Source organism: Streptomyces sp. NPDC026538, from assembly GCF_055567535.1.
On the sequence record NZ_JBVHQG010000001.1, the window covers coordinates 134,108 to 153,665 of the forward strand.

Genomic DNA, 19,558 nt, shown 5'->3' on the forward strand with positions numbered 1-19,558 from the left:
CCGGTCCGTCAGAACAGGGCGCTGTAGGCGTTCAGCGCGGGTTGCCCGCCCAGGTGGGCGTAGAGGACGGTGCAGCCGGGGTCGATCTCGCCCCGTTCGACCAGGTCCACCATCCCCGCCATCGACTTCCCCTCGTACACCGGGTCCGTCACCACGCCCTCCGTGCGGGCGGCGAGCCGCATCGCCTCCAGGGTGGTCTCGTCCGGGATGCCGTAGACGCCCGCGTGGTAGCGCTCGTCCAGCTCGATGTCTTCGACGGTCAACTCACGCTTGAGACCGATCAGTCGTCCGGTCCGCCGGGCGATCCGGGCCACCTGCTCGCGGGTCTCGGCGGGCTTGGCCGAGGCGTCGATGCCGATGACCCGGCGCTCGCGCCCACCGGCCTCCGCCAGCGCGGCGAACCCGGCGGCCATGCCGGCCTGGGTCGACCCGGTCACCGAGCAGACGATCACCGTGTCGAAGAAGACGCCCAGCTCCCGCCCCTGCTCGGCGACCTCGTACGCCCAGTTGGCGAAGCCGAGCCCGCCGAGCGGATGGTCGGAGGCGCCGGCCGGGACGGCGTAGGGTGGCCCGCACCCCCCGTGAAGGTGCGGGCCACGCTCATGGGCCGGCGGTCAGGCGGCCGCCGCCCACGGCCAGTCGGCGTCCCGGGCGGACTCCAGCAGCGGCACCATCCGGAAAGCCGCGTCCGAGAGGCCGCCGAAGGTGTGCCTGTTGGCCGCTCCCGACGGGCCGTGGCCGACCCGGTAGCCGGCCAGGTTCCAGGTGTAGACCGGGATGTGGGCCGGGACCTGCTGGGTCGGGTCGCCGTGCCGGTGGTACGTGTACTGCTCGTCGGTGACGATCAGCACCCGGTCCTGCCCCCGGTAGTGCGAGCGGATCGCCGAGGTCGTGTCGGTACCGCCCAGCGAGCCGAAGCGACCGAGGATCTTCAGCACCGACTCGCCCTTGCCGAACGTCAGCCGCCTGCTGGTGGTACCGAACTCGACGAGGTCCGCGTCCGCCGCCCGCAGCGCGAGCGCCGAACCGAAGATCGCCGCCGCGTCGGCCCGGTTGAGCCGCGAGCGGTCGGACAGCGGGCCCCACATCGAGCCGGACCGGTCGACCAGCACCAGCGTCCGCCCCGGCAGTGCGGGCACGTTGGCCAGCGAGTGGCCGAGCGCCCGCTCCAGCGGGAAGGACCAGCGCAGCGACGGGGCGTGCTGGTACGCGGCGAGGTACCGGAACGGGAACTGCCGCGAGCGCGCCACCTCCGCCGGGTCACTGATCCGGGCCGCGACCTGGGCGGCGACCTCGTCGCAGACTCCCGCCTCGTCGAAGTTCCGCAGGTTGCGAAGGAGCGCCATGGCCCCCATGGACGGGATGACCGCCTCCCAGGCCGCCCTGTCCATCGGGCCCTGGAGCCATCCGGCCAGTGCCTCCCAGGTCAGCCCCGCCGCCGCGAGCCGCTCGGCGCCACCGGGCTCGGTGACGACCGCACGCCGCCGTGCGACGGGCAGCGCCATCAGCTCGCGGTGCGCGGCGAGCACCGGGCTCGACGCGGGCGGTACGGCCGTGTCCGGGTGGTGCCGCCGGTCCAGCGCGTACTGGAACAGCTCACCCTGCCATGGCTTGTCCGGGTCCGGCGCCGCGTGCACCAGGTTCAGGATGTCGCCGAAGCGGTATCCCTTGGCCGCGGTGTCGTACTTGAGCAGCGACCGGCCGTGGTAGAGCCGCCGTACGGCGTCGGCGATGCCCCGCTTGACGGGCTTGGGGACCGCACGGCCGTAGGTCGCCGTCCAGTAGGCGAGCAGTTCGCCGGGCTCGTCGGGCCGCTGCAGCACGGAGGCGACGACCTGCCGGTTCGAAGGGCCCTCGGTGGCGCCCGCGGTCAGGCGTGCGTGCACGTACTCGGCGGCGCCCACGAGGGAGGCGGTCCGCATGTTGCCCTCGCCGCGCAGCCAGCCGAGCAGGCCGGCGGTCCAGACCGGATCGGTGACGGCGAGCTCGCGGACGAGCTTCGCGTACCGGTCGTCGCGGTCGGCACCGGTCTCGTAGAAGGTCTCCTGCGAGACGAAGTTGGCGACGGCGAGCAGGAAGAGCTCGGACCGCGTGTCCCGCTCCCGGCCACGGCCGCCCTGGTAGGTGCGGAGCACGCGTCCGGTCGAGGTGACCCGCGAAGTGGGCTGCGCCCGGGCCGCCTTGGTGTTGAATCGCGCCATGGTGAATTCCCCCCGAATTCATTGGAGTCTGGGAGGAGGCGCAACAGGAGGTGGGTGCCCGAGATCAGGAGTCGGCGGCGGGACTTTTAACCTGGCGCGTCTTCCTTTCCGCCACATCGGCCCTGAGCCGACGACGGGAATCGAACCCGCACCCCCTTTCGGGGACCAGGGCCCTGAAGTATCCGCTGCCTGCGCACCGGGCACCCTCCATGAGCTGCGCCTCCCGAGTTCAGTGACACACGCACCGGGAGGTGCATGAAGTTTTTGGTGTCCAGAGTTCAAGGCCGGCGGAACCGACGTAGGTGCTCTGACCCCTGAGCTACACCGGCGCGTTGTACCGGTGGCGGGACTCGAACCCGCGGCCGCCCCATTATCAGTGGAAGTAGGTCCTGCCTTCGCACCTGGACGTTCATTACCTTAGGAGGCGTGCCGCGGGCCGAGCGAGTGAATTAATTACCCGCGCTTCTGGCGTTTCCAGGGCCCGGTGATGGCAAGCATGATGCCCGGCGTCTGGATGTTCGCGTACAGGGTCCTGCCGTCGGGCGAGAAGGTGACGCCGGTGAACTCGCTGTATTCCGGCTCCTCTTCGGTGCCGATGTTCAGTTCGTTGCGGGCGATGGGGTAGGTGCGGCCGCTGTCGGTGGCGCCGAACAGGTGCTGGATGCCCTCGCCGTCCTCGGCGATGACCAGCCCGCCGTACGGGGAGACGGTGATGTTGTCCGGGCCGTCGAAGGCGCCGTCCACGGACGGGTCGGGGTTGACTCCGATGAGGACCTTCAGGGTGAGGGTGCGGCGCTTGGGGTCGTAGAACCAGACGGCGCCGTCGTGCTGGACGGGGCTCTCCGAGCGGGCGTAGGAGGAGACGATGTACACGCCCCCGTCGCCCCACCACATGCCCTCCAGCTTGCGGGCGCGGGTGACCTGTCCGGCGGTGAACTGCTTGCGGACCGAGGTGGTCCTGGCGTCTCGGTCCGGGACGTCCGTCCAGTCGACGCCGTACACGGTGCCGATCTTCGTGGCGCGGGAGAGGTCGTCGACGAACACGCCGCCGGAGTCGATGCACTTGAAGGCCTGCAACGTGCCCGCGTCGTCGGCGAGGGCGCGCAGCCGGCCGCGGCCGTGGTGGAAGTGCTCGGGCGGGGTCCAGCGGTAGAGCAGACCGTTCGGGTTGGACGCGTCCTCCGTCAGGTAGAGGTGGCCGCGCTTGGGGTCGACGACGACGGCCTCGTGCGCGTACCGGCCCAGCGCCTTGATCGGCTTGGGGTTTTGGTTGGCCCGGCGGTCCTCGGGGTCGACCTCGAAGACATAGCCGTGGTCCTTGGTCATGCCGTTGGCGCCGGCCTTGTCCTCGGTCTCCTCGCAGGTGAGCCAGGTGCCCCAGGGGGTGTTGCCGCCCGCGCAGTTGGTGGCGGTGCCGGCGATGCCGACCCACTCGGCGACCTTGTCGTGGCGCACCTCGACGACCGTGCAGCCGCCGGCGGCCGCCGGGTCGTAGACGAGGCCCTCGGTGAGCGGCACCGGGTGGGTCCAGTTGGCGCGGGGGCCGGCCAGCTCGTGGTTGTTGACGAGGAGGGTGGCGCCGCGCGGGCCGTCGAAGGTGGAGGTGCCGTCGTGGTTGGAGGGGGTGAACTCGCCCGACTCCAGCCGGGTCTTGCCGCTGTAGGTGATGACGCGGTACTTGAAGCCGGCGGGGAGCGCGAGGATGCCGTCGGGGTCGGGGAGCAGCGGCCCGTAGCCGACGCCGCCGTGTCCGTGTCCGTGCCTCGCCTCGGCCGTGCCGGACGCCTCGGTCTCGGTGGACGCGAGGGCGTTCGGGGCGGTGGCGAGGGCGCCGACGCTGCCCGCCAGCGCGACACCGGCACCGGTGATCGCGGATTTTCTGGCGAAGTCCCTGCGGGTGAGCGACATGGTGTCTCCTGTGACGGTCGAAGGGCCGTGGAGGGTGGCGGACCTCAAGTCGGCGCACACGCTCCCGGCCGCGTCTGAACTCCGCCTGAACTCAGGGCGACATCGGCTTCGCTTGTTCAATGAATCCGTATGCACCGCCCCACGGCAACCCAAAGCCACACCCAAGAAAGCGCCGCGGAGGCCGCCAACCGCGGCCTGGAATCCTTCTTCCGCCACGGCTGCGTTCAGCCGCACTCGACGCGTCCGGCGGGGCCCGACCCGCACGCAGCCCCGCCCCTTCGGCCGCTACCCCCCGTGCTGCGACCGCGCCTTGAACGCCGCCTTCCGGGCCTCCTTCGCGACCTTCTTGTCCGGGTGCAGGCGTCCCATCGCTTCCAGGACGTCGGCCGTGTCCGGGTGGTCGACCCGCCAGGCCTCGGCGAAGAACCCGGCGTGCTGCTGGGCCAACCCCTCGACCAGGGCCTGCAGTTCCTCGGAGTTCCCTTCGGCGGCCAACTGCGCGGCGACCGTGTCGATGGTCAGCCAGAAGATCATGTCCGGCGAGGGTGCCGGTACGTCGGCGGCGCCGCGCTCGGCCAGCCAGACCCTGGCCAGTCCGCCCAGCTCGGGGTCGCCGAGGACCTCGCGGAGCGCCGGTTCGGCCTCGGCGCCGACCAGGGACAGCGCCTGCTGGCAGCGCAGCCGGCGCAGCGGCGCGCCCGCGTCGTCGCCCCGGGCGGCGGCCAGCAACTCCCGCGCGGCGGCGAGGGATTCACGGCGGTCCAGCCACTGCTCGGTCTCGGCCTGCGCGGCTCCCTGCGGGAACGTGGCCATGCCGTCGAGCAACGCGTCCGCGCCCTTGTCGGCGAGGTCTCCGACCGCCGGCGCCTCGAACCCGGCCTCCAGCAGCCGCGCCCGCAGCCCGTACGCGCCGAGCGGGGTGAGCCGCACCATGCCGTACCGGGTGACGTCGCTCTCGTTGACCGGCCCCGCGGCCGGCTCCTCCTCGGTGTCGGCCATGAGCGCCTCGTCGACCGGCTGGTACGCGACGAGTCCGACCGGCTCCAGCGTCCGGAACTGGTCGTCGAGCCGCATCATCGCGTCGGAGACCTGTTCGAGAACGTCGTTGGTCGGCTCCCCCATGTCGCTGGGCACGATCATCGACGCGGCCAGCGCGGGCAGCGGCACCGGCGCCTCGCCGGGGCCGCCTTCGCTCACCGTCAGCAGGTACAGGTTGCCGAGGACGCCGTCGAGGAAGTCCGCCTCCGCCTCGGGGTCCCAGCCGAGTGACGAGAAATCGACCTCGCCGCCCTCGTCGAGCGCGTCGACAATTCCGTCCAGGTCGGGCACGCTCGCGTCGCCGATCACGGTCTCCAGGGCGGCCAGCCAGACCCCGAGGACGTCGTGCGGCGAGCCCCCGGTGAGCAGCGCCAGCTCCTCCCCCGCCGCGACCGTCCCGGCCTCCTCGTCGACGATCTCGACGAGCCCGGCGTCCAGCGCGACCCGCCAGGCCTCGGCGGTGTACGCGGCGGCGTCGTCCCCGGTGAGCCCGAGCAGCTCGGCGGCGGCCGGGAGCTGTTCCTCGGCCAGTCCGCCACCTGCGTCGACGCGGGTGTCGGGGCCGGCCCAGCGGGCGAGCCGGGCGGCCCGGGAGAGCAGCGGCGTGGCCAGCGCGGCGCGTGCCAGCTCCGCTTCGGGACGCAACCGCACCGGCGGCAGGGGGGAGCTGTCTGACATCGGGTGGTTCTCCTCGGACGCCTCTACGGTCGTACGACGACATGGACTCCGTACGACGGCCGTACGACCATCGGGACGCCGTACGCCTCAGCCGCTCAGCCTAGACGGATTTCCACCCATGCCGCCCGGTTCATGTCCTCGCCGAGCTGCGTACATGGCCGAAACCTTGACAACTCCCCTACGCAGGGACGAGATTGACGCGCGTAGAAAACGGGGGGGCAAGTGTTCACTCTCTGTCTACGCGTGTCATGCCCACTCCATGACGCACCCTCGTCCCGGCACCGTTTATGTCCCCGGAGGGATTTCCTTGCCGAGCAGGTCTTCCGCGCGTCTCGCCGCGCTCACCGTCGCCGCCGTCTGCAGCGCGGCGTCCACCGTCGCCCTCACCTCGCCGGCCCAGGCCGACGGGCTGCGCATCCATGACGTCCAGGGCGCCACGCGCATATCGCCGTACGCCGGCCAGAAGGTGACGGACGTTCCCGGCATCGTCACGGCCACGCGCACCTACGGCTCCTCGCGGGGTTTCTGGCTCCAGGATCCGACGCCCGACGCCAACCCGGCCACCAGTGAGGGCGTCTTCGTCTTCACCAGCTCCACCCCGAAGGTCGCGGTCGGCGACTCCGTCACGGTCACCGGCACGGTCTCCGAGTACGTCCCGGGCGGCGCCGCCACCGGCAACCAGTCGCTGACCGAGATCACCAAGCCGACGGTCACCACGGTCTCCACCGGCAACGCGGTCCCGGCGCCGGTCGTGATCGACAAGAAGTCGGTGCCGGCCAAGTACACCCCGGCGGGTGACACGGCCGCGGCCGGCTCGGTCAACGGCCTGACGCTCCAGCCGAAGAACTACGCCCTGGACTACTACGAGTCCCTGGAGGGCATGAACGTCCAGGTCCGCGACACCCGCGTGGTCACCGCCACCGACCCGTACGCCGAGCTGTGGGTCACGGTGAAACCGCACGAGAACCGCACCGTCCGCGGCGGCACGCTGTACCGCTCCTACAACGACCAGAACACCGGCCGTCTCCAGATCCAGTCCCTGGGCGCGACCGCCGGCTTCCCGGTGGCGAACGTCGGCGACACGCTGACCGGCGCCACGACCGGCCCGCTGGACTACAACCAGTTCGGCGGCTACACCCTCGTCGCGAGCGAGCTGGGCACCCTCAGGAGCGGCGGCCTGCAGCGCGAGACGACGAAGAAGCAGTCGAAGAGCGAACTGGCCGTCGCCACCTACAACGTCGAGAACCTCGACCCCTCCGACGGCACCTTCGCCGCGCACGCCGCCGCGATCGTGAACAACCTCCAGTCGCCCGACATCGTGTCCCTGGAGGAGATCCAGGACGACAACGGCGCGACGGACGACGGCACGGTCGCCGCCGACGTGACGGTGAACAAGCTGATCGACGCGATCGTCGCGGCCGGTGGCCCGAAGTACGACTGGCGTTCCATCAACCCGGTCAACGACCAGGACGGCGGCGAGCCCGGCGGCAACATCCGCCAGGTCTTCCTCTTCAACCCCGAGCGGGTGTCCTTCGTCGACCGCGCGGGCGGCGACTCCACCACCGCGGTGGGCGTCACCAAGGTGCACGGCCAGGCCCAGCTGACCGCCTCCCCCGGCCGTGTCGACCCGGCGAACTCCGCCTGGACGGCCAGCCGCAAGCCGCTGGCCGGCGAGTTCGTCTTCCACGGCAAGACGGTCATCGTGATCGCCAACCACCTGAACTCCAAGGGCGGCGACCAGGGCCTGACCGCGCAGTACCAGCCGGTGGCGCGCAGCTCGGAGGTCCAGCGCCACGCGCAGGCGACGCTGGTCAACGCGTTCGTCAAGAGCATCCTCGACGTCCAGAAGGACGCGAACGTCATCGCGCTCGGCGACATGAACGACTTCGACTTCTCCGGCACCACCAAGATCCTGGAGAGCCACGGCGCGCTCTGGTCGGCGATCCAGTCGCTGCCGACCAAGGAGCGCTACACCTACGACTACCAGGGCAACGAGCAGGTCCTGGACCAGATCCTGATCAGCAAGGAGATCCGCCGCAACGGCGACTTCGAGTACGACAGCGTGCACGTCAACTCGGAGTTCCACGACCAGATCAGCGACCACGACCCGCAGGTGCTGCGCTTCCGCCCCTGAGGACGCGGCTCAGGACTGGCTGAACACGCCGTTCAGCCAGTCCTGCCAGGCACGCTCGTTCGCCCGGGCGTCGGCGTCCGCCGCGAAGTCGTGGATGCTGATGCCGACCGGGGCGCCCCAGTGGTTGCGTCCGAAGAACCGGACGAGGGCGTCGTCGGTGCGCAGCCCGATGAAGTACGGGTTGCGGTAGTCGACCACCGCCTCCAGGGTCCGGCCGCCGGGCCCCCGGACGCTCGCCTTCGCGCCCTCGGCCAGGTCGTCCGGCAGGCCGAGAGCGCGGCCCACGGCCTCGAAGGCGTCCGGCGCCTGGGCCGCCTCGGGGCCGTTGAGCTGCGCGAAGGTGACCGGGCGGGGCGCGAAGTGGACCAGGTACTCGCGCAGGGTGTGCAGATAGAAGTCGGTGTGCCGGCTCGCGCCGTCGTACTGGTTGTCCCAGTCGTCGGTGAAGATCCCGCTGTGCACGTAGCGCACCCAGGCACGGCGGCCGCCGTCCCGCGGCTCGATCACGTGCTCCAGCTGGTTGACGCTCTGGACCGGGAAACCGACGTCCTCGCTGCGGACGATCAGGTGGTGCGGCGGCTCGTAGGCGGTCACGGTGGAGCCGAAGGCCGCCGCACCGCCCACCCGGGGCTCGGGCGGCTCCATCGGCCACAGGTAGGCGCCGGTGCCGTTGGTGATCGCCTCCCACACCTCCTGGGGTGTGGCGTCGACCTCGAACTCGCGGGCGATCTCGAATTCCTTGGACATGTCAGGGCTCCTGCTGCCTACTGATCCGTTTCGGGGGTGGTCCGCTCCGAGACCCAGGGCCGGCCCTCGGCCGCCGGGAGGATCTCGGCCGCGGGGTGCGTCTCGGCCGCCGGGTGAGTCCCGGCCACCGGGCCGGAGTCGGCCGCCGGGCCAGGGGGCGCCGTCGGGCCGGGGTCGGCCGTCGGGCCGGGGTCGGCCTTGACCGTGGGGTGGAGGGCTACGACGATCCGGTGGTCCCGGCCGTCCGCCGTGTCGGGCGCGTCGTACTTGCGGATGAGCGCGCTGACGCCCGCCGTCAGCTCCTGCACGAACGCCGCGCGGTCGGCGGCGGAGGCGAAGCGCACCTCACCGTCCAGCGCATAGGTCGCCAGCTGTCTGCGGGCCTTGGCGGCACCGCTGATCAGCGTGCCGACGTCGCGCACCAGGCGGGCGCCGACCGCGAGCAGCCAGCGCGCGGAGAGCTGGTCGCGGAAGCGGTCCGGGTCCGGCTGTACGGCGGGCAGGGCGGCCGGCGAGATGACGTACGACGCGGCGGTCGCGCGCATCAGCCGCTCGTTGACATTGCCCTTGCGCCGCTCGCCCGCCAGCTCGACCAGGCCGTGCCGCTCCAGCGCCTTGAGGTGGTAGTTCACCTTCTGTCGGGGCAGCCCGACCCGGCCGGCCAGCATCGCGGCCGACGCGGGCGCGGCAGCCAGTTCGGCGAGCAGCCGGGCCCGTATGGGGTCCAGCGACACCGCCGCGGCCTCGGGGTCCTCGATCACGGTCACGTCCAGCATGGCTCCACCCTCCCACCGAAAACTTTTCCTGTCCAGACGGATCAGATTTTCGGCGAGAGGGTGGAGAGGGCGGGGAGAAGGCCCCGCGCGGATCTCAGTGGCGCCGGCCACGGCGCAGGGCGCCCGCGGCGACGGCACCGGCGACGGCGAGGGCGGCGCCCGCGACCAGCACCGGGCGGGTGTGCCGCAGCGCGCCCCGGAAGGCCGTACGCGTGGACTGCGGGAGGCGTCCCTCGGCGGCGTGACCCGCCTCGACGGCCTTGTCGGACGCCAGATGGCCCGCCCGTCCGGCCCGCTCCTGAACGGCGTGCCCGGTCCTGAGCGCCCGCTCCTGCAGCGTGTGCCGCGCCTTGACCATCTGCTCCTGGGTGGTGTGGCCGCCCCTCGCCGCCCGGTCCTGGGCCTGGTGGCCGGCCCGGGCGGCACCCTCGCGCAGCTGGACGGTCAGGGCGCCGGCCTTGTCCTTGAGATCGGCGGCGCGGGCCTGGGTGCGTCCCTTGAGGTCGGCCTTCGCCGCCAGGGCGCCCGCGGAGTCGATGATTCGGGCCCCGGTTCCGTGTGCGTTCCTCTTCGTCATCGGTACTGCCCCTCCTGGTCTCGGCGTCCGCTTGTGCCTACGGACCTTCCGAGTACCCAGGTCGCCGACGGTCAGGCGGCCGACCCGTCCGTCAGCCCGGCTCCCCCCGCTCACCGAGCCGCGCGAGCCGGCTCTGGAACCAGTCGAGGCGGGCCTGCAACAGGGCTGCCTCCGCGACCAGTTCGGGCACCCCGAAGTCCTCGCCCAGCACCGGCACCTGCTCACCGACGACCGCCCCCGTGCCCCCGGCGACCATCCGCAGGCCCTCTCCGGCCAGCCGGGCGAATCCGGCGAGCGAGACGGACGTGCGCGCGCGTACACAGCCCCCGCAGGCGGCCGCCAGGGCCCGCCATCCGGGCCTGCCCCAGCCCGCGTCGGCGAGCGCCACGGCCGGCGCGCCGCAGGCGCACGCGCCGACGGTGGCCGTGCGCACCCGCTGCCGGGCGTAGCGGAAGCCGCGTTCGAAGCGGATGTAGGCACCGAGCACGGAGACCTCCAGCAGCACGGCCGCCCGGTGCTCGGCGGTGCACAACAGGGCCTCCGCGGCTTCGCGTCCGTGCACGCAGTGGAAGCCGCAGTCGCACCGCCGCGCGGGCGGGCGATGCCGCCGGCCGTAGACGCAGGACGCGTCGTCCAGCACTCCGTACGGCAGCGCGCCGCCCAGCGACACGCCGGTGAACCCGGCCCGGGCGCCATCCTGGGAGAGCACCGGGTGGGCGATCTTGTAGCCGGTCGGCGGCTCGGCCGGACGTTCCGCCGGGAGCCGCAGCCTCATCGGGCGGCCGGGGCCTCTTCGGGCGCCGCCACGACCTGGGGCTCGTGGATCTCTTCGGGGACTTCGGGTTCCACGTCGTGGACGAGCGGCCGCTCCTCGGCGACCCCGGTGGCCAGTGCCCTGCCGAGCTTCATGACGCCTCCCATGCCGTGCCGTCGGTGACCGTCCGGCCCATAGTGGCCCATCCGGTGCCGAGTTGGACATAGGGCCTCGGCGGCCCGCACGAGCGATGGTTTAGCACTCCTAAGGCATACCCCATAGAAGAATTAAGTGGAGCTAAGCCGTCGTGCCGCCGAGACTACCTTCATGACGAACCCACCCGACACCGCCCGCTCGCCCCGCCCCTTCGGCCGCACCCTCTGTGCGATGGTCACACCGTTCACCGAGGCGGGGGCGCTCGACCTCGACGGCGCCCGGCGGCTGGCCGCGCAGCTGGTGGCGGAGGGCTGTGACGGCCTGGTGCTGAACGGCACCACCGGCGAGTCGCCGACCACCACGGACGCCGAGAAGGCCGAGCTGATCTCGGCCGTCCGGGAGGCGGTCGGCGAGCGGGTGCCGCTCGTGGCGGGCGTGGGCACCGCGGACACGCTGCACACCGTGGAACTCGCGCGCGCGGCCGAGAAGGCGGGTGCGGACGGCGTGCTGGTGGTGTCGCCGTACTACAGCAGGCCGCCGCAGGACGCGCTGGAGGCGCACTTCCTGGAGGTGGCGGAGGCGACCGGGCTGCCGGTGATGCTGTACGACATCCCGGGCCGCACCGGCACCCGTATCGAGCCGGAGACGCTGATCCGGCTCGCCGCGCATCCCGCGATCGTGGCCGTGAAGGACTGTTCGTACGACTTCCTCGGCACCCAGAAGGTGCTGGCGCGCACGGAACTGGCGTACTACGCGGGCAGCGACGAGCACATCCTCGCCCTGTACGCGGTGGGCTCGGCGGGCTGTGTCAGCACGGTCGCCAACGTGGTGCCGGGCCGGGTCGCCGCGATCCTCGACGCGTTCGACGCCGGCGACACCGCCCGTGCCGCCGAACTGCAACTGCGGGCCACCCCGTTGATCGAGGCGATGACGGCCGCGGGCCTGCCGGGCACGGTCACGTCGAAGGCGCTGCTCAGCGCGCTCGGCCGGCCGGCGGGGCCGGTACGGGCCCCGCTGCGATCCGCCGGCCGGGAGACGGCCGACGGACTGCGGGCGGTGTACGAGGAACTCGTGGCCCGCTGATCAGCGGCGGGCGAAGGCGGGCTGCCACGCCTTCAGGTCGTCGTACATCTCCTTCTGGACACCGCTCAGCGCCACGATCTTGTCGCTGCCGATCGTCACCAGGACGAGCCGGGCCCGGTACGACTCGTCCAGGCCGCCGGCCCGCTCCCAGGTGATGAGCCGCCGGTCGTCGGCCCAGGCCAGCAGGTCGCCGCCGCGGACCTTGGTGATCTCCTTGCCGGTGCGGGGGTCGCGGATCGAGGAGTACGACTTCCCGGGGGCGACCACGGCGGCCGTGGCGGCGGCCATGGAGGCGTCCGGCGGGCGCGTCGGCGCCGACGGACGGCCAGCACCCATTCGGCGAAGCCCGATCCCGCCGGCGGCTGTTCCTGTAACCGTGGTGACGCGTGTGGAGCGGCCCCGCTATGCCTGTCCGGCGCGGAAATAATGCACCGGTGTCGCACCCGCCCGCTGCCCTACGTTGTCCCCATGAGCCGCCCCCTGTTGTTCCTGGACGTCGACGGCCCCCTCAACCCCTACGCGGCCCAGCGCGAGCGGCGCCCCGAGGGTTATACGACGATCCGGGCGACCGTCCGCCCGGGACGCCCGTTGCGGGTCTGGCTGAACCCGGAGCACGGCCCGGCGCTGCTCGCCCTCGGCTACGAGCTGTGCTGGGCGACCACCTGGATGGCCGAGGCGAACCACTGGATCGCCCCGGTCGTGGGTCTGCCCGAGCTGCCGTACGTCGACTTCGGCAGGGGACTGCTGGCGGAGCGGCCCGACGGCGTCCACTGGAAGACGGAGGCGATCGTCTCGTACGCCGAGGGGCGGCCGTTCGCCTGGGTGGACGACGAGCAGAGCCCGGCGGACACGCTGTACGTCCGGGCCCACCACCCCGGCCCCGCCCTGCTGCACCACGTCGATCCCCGGATCGGCCTGCGGCAGGGCGACTTCGCCGCGCTGACGCAGTTCCGGGGATCCCTGCCCCAGGGCGGCTGAGCGCCCTCCCGTACCATGGGGCGGCCGTCCGGCCGACCGCACGTCTGCGGCTCTGCCGGGTCACGAGTTGGGGGCCTGCCGGCCGCGACATTCCGCGTTGCGGGCATCACCCGTCGACAGAAGCAGCGCGCCGATCAGCTGATCGTCTCCGGCCCCCAGCGCTCGGGCCCCACTCCGCGCCAGTCGATCCACGGTGACTCGGCCACCTCCGCCGGGTCGATGTCCAGCCCGGCCCGGCGGAGGAACTCCGCGACGTCGACCGCGTGGTGAGCCAGCCCGAGGATCTCACCGTCCACGCGCACGCGGCGGCCACCCGTGGGCGACGGTGGATGCACGATCACACGTATCGGTCCGGGCATGTCCTCAGGGTCGTCCGGGTCGTGCGGACCCGCGTTCCAGGTCGTCATCGCTGATGCCGCTCGTTCACGTTCCGGTCTGACCGCTCCAGGTCACGCAGCTGTTGGTAGGTGGCACTCCACTCCTGCTGTGCCTGGGCAGGGTCGGCGGAAAACAGTCGCATGACCAGATTCAAGCACGTGTTCGATTTTCTGGACCACATCGAGGTCCCGGGCGACCGCATGGCCTCCTCGGAACCGTGTTCCCACGGGGTTCCGCGCCGACCGTCGGCCTCCGCCTGTGGCGCTCCGCCGCCATCGTGCGGTTCGACTGGCCGAGAAAGCCCGTGAGCGCCCTCCCCCGGGCCGTCCTCGGGCCGTGGAAGGGCGCTCAGTGATGACTGGCGTCGACAGACCGCCGACAGCTCGACAGCAGGTCGGGGCGCTGATCGCGCAGGCGGCCGCAGGGCACGGCCGTCGGTGGTCAGTTGTGGCTGTGCAGGATCTCGTTCAGGCCGCCCCAGACCGCATTGTTCGGGCGGGCCTCCACGGCGCCGGTGACCGAGTTGCGGCGGAAGAGGATGTTCGAGGCACCGTTCAGCTCGCGGGCCTTGACGATCTGGCCGTCCGGCATGGTGATCCGGGTGCCCGCGGTGACGTAGAGGCCGGCCTCGACCACGCACTCGTCGCCGAGCGCGATGCCGACGCCCGCCTCGGCGCCGACCAGGCAGCGCTCGCCGATGGCGATGATCACGTTGCCGCCGCCGGACAGCGTGCCCATGGTGGAGGCGCCGCCGCCGATGTCCGAGCCGTTGCCGACCACGACACCGGCCGAGATGCGTCCCTCGACCATCGAGGTGCCGAGCGTGCCCGCGTTGAAGTTGACGAAGCCCTCGTGCATGACGGTCGTACCCTCGGAGAGGTGCGCGCCGAGGCGGACCCGGTCGGCGTCGGCGATACGTACGCCCTTCGGGACGACGTAGTCCGTCATCCGCGGGAACTTGTCGATCGAGGTCACCTGGAGGTGCAGGCCCTCGGCGCGGGCGTTCAGCCGGACCTGCTCGATGTCGTCGACGGCGACCGGGCCGAGGGAGGTCCAGGCGACGTTGGCGAGGAAGCCGAACTGGCCGTCCAGGCTCAGGCCGTGCGGCTTGACCAGGCGGTGCGAGAGCAGGTGCAGGCGCAGGTAGACGTCGTGCGCGTCGATCGGCTTCTCGTCGATCGAGGCGATGACCGTGCGGACCGCGACGACCTCGACGTTGCGGCGGGGGTCCGGGCCGATCGCCTTGGCCGCACCCTCGCCGAGGAGTTCCACGGCCTGCTCGGCGGAGAGCGTCTCGGTGCCGGCCGGGCCGGGCTCGGCGACCAGCGCGGGAGCGGGGAACCAGGTGTCGAGAACGGTGCCGTCGGCGGCGATGGTGGCGAGCCCGGCGGCCACGGCGCCGGTGGGACGAAGAGCAGTCGTGTCGGTCATGAGGGCAACCTAACCGGCCGGGGGCCGGGGAGGCGAACCAGCGTGCGGGGCGTCTCGGCAGCCGGGCCGTGAAGATCGTCCGGGCGGCCCGCACTCCCCCGCGGTGCGGGCCGCCCGGAACAACCCGGGGTGACGTCAGGGGCGCTCGCCGGCCTTGTCCACCACCGCCATCGTGACCAGTTCGTCGGTGTCGACGACCTTGCCGTCCATGAACTGGCGCCAGCCAACGACGTGGTAGGTCCGCGGGTCGATCAGCGTCTGTTTCACCAGACTGGGCCTGCGCTCGGCCTTGTTCTGGGGCAGGTCCGGGTCGTCCACGGCGAGGTAGTTCGTCAGGGCGACGGCCTTACGGCCGGTGACCGTGCCGACCAGGTGGTCGGTGACGTTCCCCTCGACCAGGAGCGCGAGGGCGCGGTACAGCGAGGCCAGCCCCGCGGGCGGCACGAATCTATAACGGAGGAGGGTAGTGATCTCCATGTAGTCGTCCCACGCCTGGCCCCCGGCCCCCTTCATTCCATCGTTGCTGATGGCGTTCCAGTCACGGAGTGCCCGCAGCGTCCCCTCGCCGTCGACCGGCAGTGCGGCCACGAACCGGTACACCGCACGCGGCGACGGGTACACATCCAGCTCCTTGCCCCCTGGATTTGCCGGGCCGACGGTGAGCCTGGGATCGCCGGCCGCCGGGTGATAGGCCCGCAGTTCGCCGTCGTACCGGGCCCAGCGCTCGCTTGACTCTCCGTCGGGGACCGGCACCACGTTCGTGTAGATCCACTGCTTCCCGGTGGGCTCGGTGCCCGCCGGCTGCTTGTCCAGCGCGTCGGCCGCCCGTTCCAGGAAGTCGTGCGCGCTCATCCCTTTCAGGTCGATGTCCGGCGTCGCGGGCCGCACCCTGCGTCCCGTGCCGCCCCCGCCCACCAGCAGGGCGGCGGTGACGGCGACGGCGGTCACCGCGGCCACGACCGCGACGATCACGAACTCCCGCCGCCACCCGGCCCGGCGCCGCTCCCCGGCCCGTACCGCGTCGGTCAGCAGGGCGCGCCCCGCCGCCAGCCGTGCCCGGTCGGGCACCGGCGCGTCGGCGCGCAGCGAGCGCACCTCGGTCATCTCGTCCATCGCTATGCCACCTCCGCGGTGTCGCCCACGAATGCCGGATCGGCGCCCAGCGCCGTACGTACCTTGCGCCGGGCCCGGTTGAGCCGGGAGCGGACCGTGCCGACCGGGATGTCCAGCGCCTCGGCGACCTCCTGGTAGGTGAGGTCGGCCCAGGCGACGAGCAGCAGGACGTGCCGGTCGCCCGCCGTCAGTGCGGCGAGGGCGCCGGCGAGCGGGCCCTGCGCGTCGATCCGGTTGTCGGTGTGTTCGACCCAGGTCTCGCTCCAGGACGCGGCGACCGGGTCGTGCCCGGTGCGGGCCAGCGCCTTGAGTGCCCGTACCTCGGCCCGGCGTTGCTTGCCGATCAGGTTGCCGGCGATGCCGTACAGCCACGGGCGCGCGTTGGGGCGTGCGAGGTCGTAGCGGGAGCGGATCCGGAAGGCGACGAGGAAGGTGTCCGCGGTGATGTCGTCGGCCGCTGCGTCGCCGAGCCTGCGCGCCGCGTACCGGTGGATGTCGGGCGCGTAGCGATCGTAGAGCCGGGCGAAGAGCTCCGGTTGTTCCAGTGACTGGGCGACGGTCTCCGCGTCGTCCTCCGCCTGTGCCGTGGCCGGCGGCGGTCCGCTCACGAGGGCTCCCCCTGGTTCGTCGGTGCGTGTGTGTCACCGCCTGTTCCCCGATGCCCGTCGGAGGGTTCACGGTGCCTCGGCCGGCTCGCCGGGAAAGGGAGCGGCAGACGCGTTCCGCTCAGGGAATCACGCGCCCCAGCGCCTCCCGCGCGTACCCCTCGTCGTACGGCATCCCCGTCAGCAGCACCTGGAGGCAGATCCCGTCCATCAGCGCGACCAGCGCCCGCGCCGTGACCGGGTCGGTGCGCCGTGCCAGCCGCTCGGCGAGGTCGTCGGCCCACTCGGCGGCGACGGGGCGCAGGGCCGGGCGGCGCAGGGCGGCGAGGTAGAGCTCGTACTCCAGCTCCACGGCGGTACGGTCCCCGTTCAGCCAGTCGCCGAGAATCCGGGCGAGGGCGGCGGCGAGGTCCGCCGAGGAGTCGTCCAGGCCGCCGTACGCGGCGACCACCTTGGCGAAGCCCTCGTTGGCCTGCCGCAGCGCGGCGACCATCAGCTCGTCGAGCGTCTTGAAGTGGTAGGTCGTCGAGCCGAGCGGTACGTCCGCGGCGGCGGCGACGGAGCGGTGGGAGAGCCCGGCGAGCCCTTTCTCCCCCACCACGCGGATCGCCGCCTCGATGATCCGCTGCCGGCGTTCGGGGTCGTAACGGCGTGGCATCAGTGCGCGCCTCCCAGGTTCAGGACCACCACTCCGCCGATGATGAGCACGATCCCGGCGACCTTGACCAGGCTCAGCCCCTCCCCGAACAGCAGCAGGCCGAGCACGGCGATGGCCGCGGTGCCGACTCCGGACCAGATGGCGTACGCCGTGCCGATCGACACGGTCTTCAGCGTCGCGGCCAGGAGCAGGAACGACACCACATATCCCAGTGCCGTGACCAGCGAGGGCCAGAGCCTGCTGAAGCCCTCGCTGTACTTCATCGCCGTCGTCGCGGCGACCTCGGCGGCTATGGCGCCGGCGAGCGTCAGGTATCCCATGTGTACGAGTGTACGCAACGTTGTGTACGGCCGTACACAACAGCCGAGTCGCAGCGCAGCCCACGCGAGGGCGCCGAGATCCGCGCGCGAACTCCCCTGCGCCCACAAGAAGATGTTCAATTCTCATAGAAACCGCTAGCTGAAACAGCTCCCCGCAGCCACGCGACTCCACTACTGTGTGCACCTCTGTGATCCATCACCGCTTCACACTTCACCCACCTCACCCTCACACCCCCGGCCGCCGCTGCCTTGGCGCCGCTGGAGGAAAAGCGCATGCCAGAAACCACCCCCCAACCCCCGCCGCACCCCTCCTGGGAGAACGGCTGGGTCCCCGACACCTCCCGGGCTCCCGGGACCCGAAGACTCTGGCTGGCCGGCACGCTGGCGATCGCCACGGTCGTCGCCTGCGTCACCGCGATAGCCGTCAGCCGCACCACCCCTGACCAGGCGTCAGCACCACCTCCCCCGCCGACCGACGCGGCTCTCGACCACGGCCCCGGCCTGCTCTCCTTCGCCTCACCGACGGCGACGGGGCCGGCCACCCCCGCGAAGGACAAGTCAGGCATTCTGACGACTTCGCCGACCTCGTCCTCCTCCGCCACGGCCGCGGCACCGGGCACCACCCCGAAGACCTCGCCGTCGAGTGCGAAGTCCTCCACGTCCTCGCCGTCCAGGGGAAGTTCGGGCGGCTCGGGTGGTTCGGGCGGCTCCACGCAGCAGTCCTCCGCCCACAGGTCGGTCCGGTCGGTCAACTACCCGGACCGCTACTGGCATGTGAGCGACGGCTATGTGAAGCTCGACCCGGTCAGCGGCTCGGAGTCCCGCGCGGACTCCACGTTCACCGTCGTCAAGGGCCTTGCGAACAGCTCCTGTTACTCGTTCAGGACGTCCGACGGGAAGTACCTGCGCCATCGCAACTTCGTGCTGCGCGCCGACCGCAGCGACGGCTCGTCCCTCTTCCACCAGGACGCCACCTTCTGCGCCCGGACCTCGGCCTACTCCGGCGCGGTCATGCTGGAGTCGGTGAACTACCCCGGCCGCTACCTGCGCCACCAGAACTTCCAGCTGAAACTGGTCTCCTACCAGAACAGCGACCTCTACCGCGCGGACTCGGCGTTCCGCCTGGTGGATCCCCTGGCCTGAGCACGCTGCTCGAACACGCGAAAGCGGCGGCACCTGCCCGGTGCCGCCGCTTTTCGCTACGCGGGTGTCAGACGTTGAACCCGAGCGCCCGCAGCTGCTCGCGGCCGTCGTCGGTGATCTTGTCGGGGCCCCACGGGGGCATCCAGACCCAGTTGATGCGCAGTTCGTTGACGAGGCCGTCCGTGGCGGACTTGGCCTGGTCCTCGATGACGTCCGTCAGCGGGCAGGCCGCCGAGGTCAGGGTCATGTCGATCGTCGCGATGTTCGCGTCGTCGATGTGAATGCCGTAGATCAGGCCGAGGTTGACGACGTCGATGCCCAGCTCGGGGTCAACGACGTCGTACAGCGCCTCGCGGAGTTCTTCCTCCGAGGCCGGCTTCATCTCAACGGTCTCGCTCATGCCGTCTTCCTTTCGGCGTCGGCCGCGCCACCCAGCGCCTGAGCCGTCGCGTCCTTCCACGCCATCCAGCTCAGGAGAGCGCACTTGACCCGGGCCGGGTACTTGGAGACACCGGCGAACGCGACCGCGTCCTCCAGCACCTCCTCCATCGCGTCGTCGGGTTCGAGCCTGCCCTTGGACTGCATCAGCTCCAGGAAGGTCTCCTGGATCTGCTGCGCGTCGCCGAGCTCCTTGCCGACCAGGAGGTCGTTCAGTACGGAGGCGCTCGCCTGGCTGATCGAGCAGCCCTGGCCCTCGTACGAGACGTCCTCGATCGTCGTGCCGTCGTACTTCACTCGGAGGGTGATCTCGTCGCCGCACGTCGGGTTCACATGGTGCACCTCGGCGTCGCCATCCCTGAGACCACGCCCGTGCGGGTGCTTGTAGTGGTCCAGGATGACTTCCTGGTACATCGAGTCCAGCTTCACGGTCTCAGTTCAC

The 19,558-nt window shown here is 71.6% G+C and carries 21 protein-coding genes and 1 pseudogene; 4 read left to right on the forward strand and 18 right to left on the reverse strand.

From position 1 onward, the window contains the following. Positions 1-8 precede the first annotated feature (8 nt). The 4 genes and pseudogenes from ACZ4N4_RS00650 to ACZ4N4_RS00665 form a co-directional block, all read right to left on the reverse strand. Positions 9-572, reverse strand: a pseudogene (locus ACZ4N4_RS00650) (pyridoxal-phosphate dependent enzyme); the annotation flags it as partial. Between the two features lie 42 nt (positions 573-614). Further along, the gene (locus ACZ4N4_RS00655) at positions 615-2,201 is read right to left on the reverse strand and encodes a TROVE domain-containing protein (protein WP_467582913.1); all 1,587 of its coding nucleotides are present in this window, start codon (positions 2,199-2,201) and stop codon (positions 615-617) included. A gap of 453 nt (positions 2,202-2,654) precedes the next feature. Further along, complete coding sequence (locus ACZ4N4_RS00660) at positions 2,655-4,109, reverse strand: alkaline phosphatase PhoX (RefSeq protein WP_467582915.1); 1,455 nt, start codon at positions 4,107-4,109, stop codon at positions 2,655-2,657. Between the two features lie 285 nt (positions 4,110-4,394). Further along, positions 4,395-5,825 carry a hypothetical protein gene (locus ACZ4N4_RS00665; protein WP_453573983.1) on the reverse strand — a complete coding sequence of 477 codons (1,431 nt, stop codon included), beginning with the start codon at positions 5,823-5,825 and terminating at the stop codon, positions 4,395-4,397. A 307-nt stretch (positions 5,826-6,132) separates the two neighbouring features. Between ACZ4N4_RS00665 and ACZ4N4_RS00670 the strand changes: the two genes are divergently transcribed. Continuing rightward, positions 6,133-7,959 carry an endonuclease/exonuclease/phosphatase family protein gene (locus ACZ4N4_RS00670; RefSeq protein WP_467582918.1) on the forward strand — a complete coding sequence of 609 codons (1,827 nt, stop codon included), beginning with the start codon at positions 6,133-6,135 and terminating at the stop codon, positions 7,957-7,959. A 9-nt stretch (positions 7,960-7,968) separates the two neighbouring features. Here ACZ4N4_RS00670 and ACZ4N4_RS00675 read toward each other — a convergent pair whose 3' ends face one another. The 5 genes from ACZ4N4_RS00675 to ACZ4N4_RS00695 form a co-directional block, all read right to left on the reverse strand. Beyond that, entirely contained in the window at positions 7,969-8,706 is a 738-nt protein-coding gene (locus ACZ4N4_RS00675; protein ID WP_467582922.1) for an SRPBCC family protein, read from the reverse strand. A 17-nt stretch (positions 8,707-8,723) separates the two neighbouring features. Then, complete coding sequence (locus ACZ4N4_RS00680) at positions 8,724-9,482, reverse strand: helix-turn-helix domain-containing protein (RefSeq protein WP_467582925.1); 759 nt, start codon at positions 9,480-9,482, stop codon at positions 8,724-8,726. Between the two features lie 94 nt (positions 9,483-9,576). After that, positions 9,577-10,059 carry a DUF3618 domain-containing protein gene (locus ACZ4N4_RS00685; RefSeq protein WP_467582928.1) on the reverse strand — a complete coding sequence of 161 codons (483 nt, stop codon included), beginning with the start codon at positions 10,057-10,059 and terminating at the stop codon, positions 9,577-9,579. A 91-nt stretch (positions 10,060-10,150) separates the two neighbouring features. Further along, positions 10,151-10,834, reverse strand: a complete 684-nt coding sequence (locus tag ACZ4N4_RS00690) for a hypothetical protein (RefSeq protein WP_467582931.1) — start codon at positions 10,832-10,834, stop codon at positions 10,151-10,153. Continuing rightward, positions 10,831-10,968: a hypothetical protein gene (locus ACZ4N4_RS00695; protein ID WP_467582934.1), complete on the reverse strand. Its 138-nt coding sequence runs from the start codon at positions 10,966-10,968 to the stop codon at positions 10,831-10,833. The genes ACZ4N4_RS00690 and ACZ4N4_RS00695 overlap by 4 nt, the downstream gene beginning before the upstream one ends. A gap of 172 nt (positions 10,969-11,140) precedes the next feature. Here ACZ4N4_RS00695 and dapA point away from each other — a divergent pair, with 172 nt between their 5' ends. Next, the gene (dapA, locus tag ACZ4N4_RS00700; RefSeq protein ID WP_467582937.1) at positions 11,141-12,052 is read left to right on the forward strand and encodes a 4-hydroxy-tetrahydrodipicolinate synthase; all 912 of its coding nucleotides are present in this window, start codon (positions 11,141-11,143) and stop codon (positions 12,050-12,052) included. Here the strand turns inward: dapA and ACZ4N4_RS00705 are convergent, their stop codons facing one another. Next, positions 12,053-12,340, reverse strand: coding sequence for a hypothetical protein (locus ACZ4N4_RS00705; protein ID WP_467582940.1), 288 nt, complete (start codon positions 12,338-12,340; stop codon positions 12,053-12,055). A gap of 180 nt (positions 12,341-12,520) precedes the next feature. Between ACZ4N4_RS00705 and ACZ4N4_RS00710 the strand changes: the two genes are divergently transcribed. Beyond that, complete coding sequence (locus ACZ4N4_RS00710; protein ID WP_453573999.1) at positions 12,521-13,030, forward strand: hypothetical protein; 510 nt, start codon at positions 12,521-12,523, stop codon at positions 13,028-13,030. 134 nt (positions 13,031-13,164) lie between these two features. Here the strand turns inward: ACZ4N4_RS00710 and ACZ4N4_RS00715 are convergent, their stop codons facing one another. The 6 genes from ACZ4N4_RS00715 to ACZ4N4_RS00740 all read right to left on the reverse strand — a co-directional run bounded on the left by ACZ4N4_RS00715 (position 13,165) and on the right by ACZ4N4_RS00740 (position 17,535). Further along, positions 13,165-13,389, reverse strand: a complete 225-nt coding sequence (locus tag ACZ4N4_RS00715) for a hypothetical protein (RefSeq protein ID WP_360481757.1) — start codon at positions 13,387-13,389, stop codon at positions 13,165-13,167. 460 nt (positions 13,390-13,849) lie between these two features. After that, a complete protein-coding gene (gene dapD / locus ACZ4N4_RS00720; RefSeq protein WP_453574001.1) occupies positions 13,850-14,839 on the reverse strand; it encodes a 2,3,4,5-tetrahydropyridine-2,6-dicarboxylate N-succinyltransferase in 990 nt (329 codons plus the stop codon). 135 nt (positions 14,840-14,974) lie between these two features. Then, positions 14,975-15,952, reverse strand: a complete 978-nt coding sequence (locus ACZ4N4_RS00725; RefSeq protein ID WP_467582945.1) for a CU044_5270 family protein — start codon at positions 15,950-15,952, stop codon at positions 14,975-14,977. Positions 15,953-15,954: 2 nt separating this feature from the next. Next, the gene (locus ACZ4N4_RS00730) at positions 15,955-16,560 is read right to left on the reverse strand and encodes an RNA polymerase sigma factor (RefSeq protein ID WP_450762937.1); all 606 of its coding nucleotides are present in this window, start codon (positions 16,558-16,560) and stop codon (positions 15,955-15,957) included. Positions 16,561-16,678: 118 nt separating this feature from the next. Beyond that, the gene (locus ACZ4N4_RS00735; protein ID WP_453574005.1) at positions 16,679-17,215 is read right to left on the reverse strand and encodes a TetR/AcrR family transcriptional regulator; all 537 of its coding nucleotides are present in this window, start codon (positions 17,213-17,215) and stop codon (positions 16,679-16,681) included. Next, on the reverse strand, positions 17,215-17,535 hold the full coding sequence (locus ACZ4N4_RS00740) for a DMT family transporter (RefSeq protein ID WP_351694858.1): 321 nt from the start codon (positions 17,533-17,535) through the stop codon (positions 17,215-17,217). Before ACZ4N4_RS00740 ends, ACZ4N4_RS00735 begins: the two co-directional genes overlap by 1 nt. A gap of 273 nt (positions 17,536-17,808) precedes the next feature. Here ACZ4N4_RS00740 and ACZ4N4_RS00745 point away from each other — a divergent pair, with 273 nt between their 5' ends. Next, complete coding sequence (locus ACZ4N4_RS00745; RefSeq protein ID WP_467582949.1) at positions 17,809-18,678, forward strand: AbfB domain-containing protein; 870 nt, start codon at positions 17,809-17,811, stop codon at positions 18,676-18,678. 67 nt (positions 18,679-18,745) lie between these two features. On the opposite strand, the gene ACZ4N4_RS00750 is transcribed toward ACZ4N4_RS00745, so the two are convergent. Continuing rightward, on the reverse strand, positions 18,746-19,078 hold the full coding sequence (locus ACZ4N4_RS00750) for a metal-sulfur cluster assembly factor (protein WP_037743875.1): 333 nt from the start codon (positions 19,076-19,078) through the stop codon (positions 18,746-18,748). Further along, the gene (gene sufU / locus ACZ4N4_RS00755; protein ID WP_365799011.1) at positions 19,075-19,545 is read right to left on the reverse strand and encodes a Fe-S cluster assembly sulfur transfer protein SufU; all 471 of its coding nucleotides are present in this window, start codon (positions 19,543-19,545) and stop codon (positions 19,075-19,077) included. The genes ACZ4N4_RS00750 and sufU overlap by 4 nt, the downstream gene beginning before the upstream one ends. Positions 19,546-19,558: the final 13 nt, after the last annotated feature.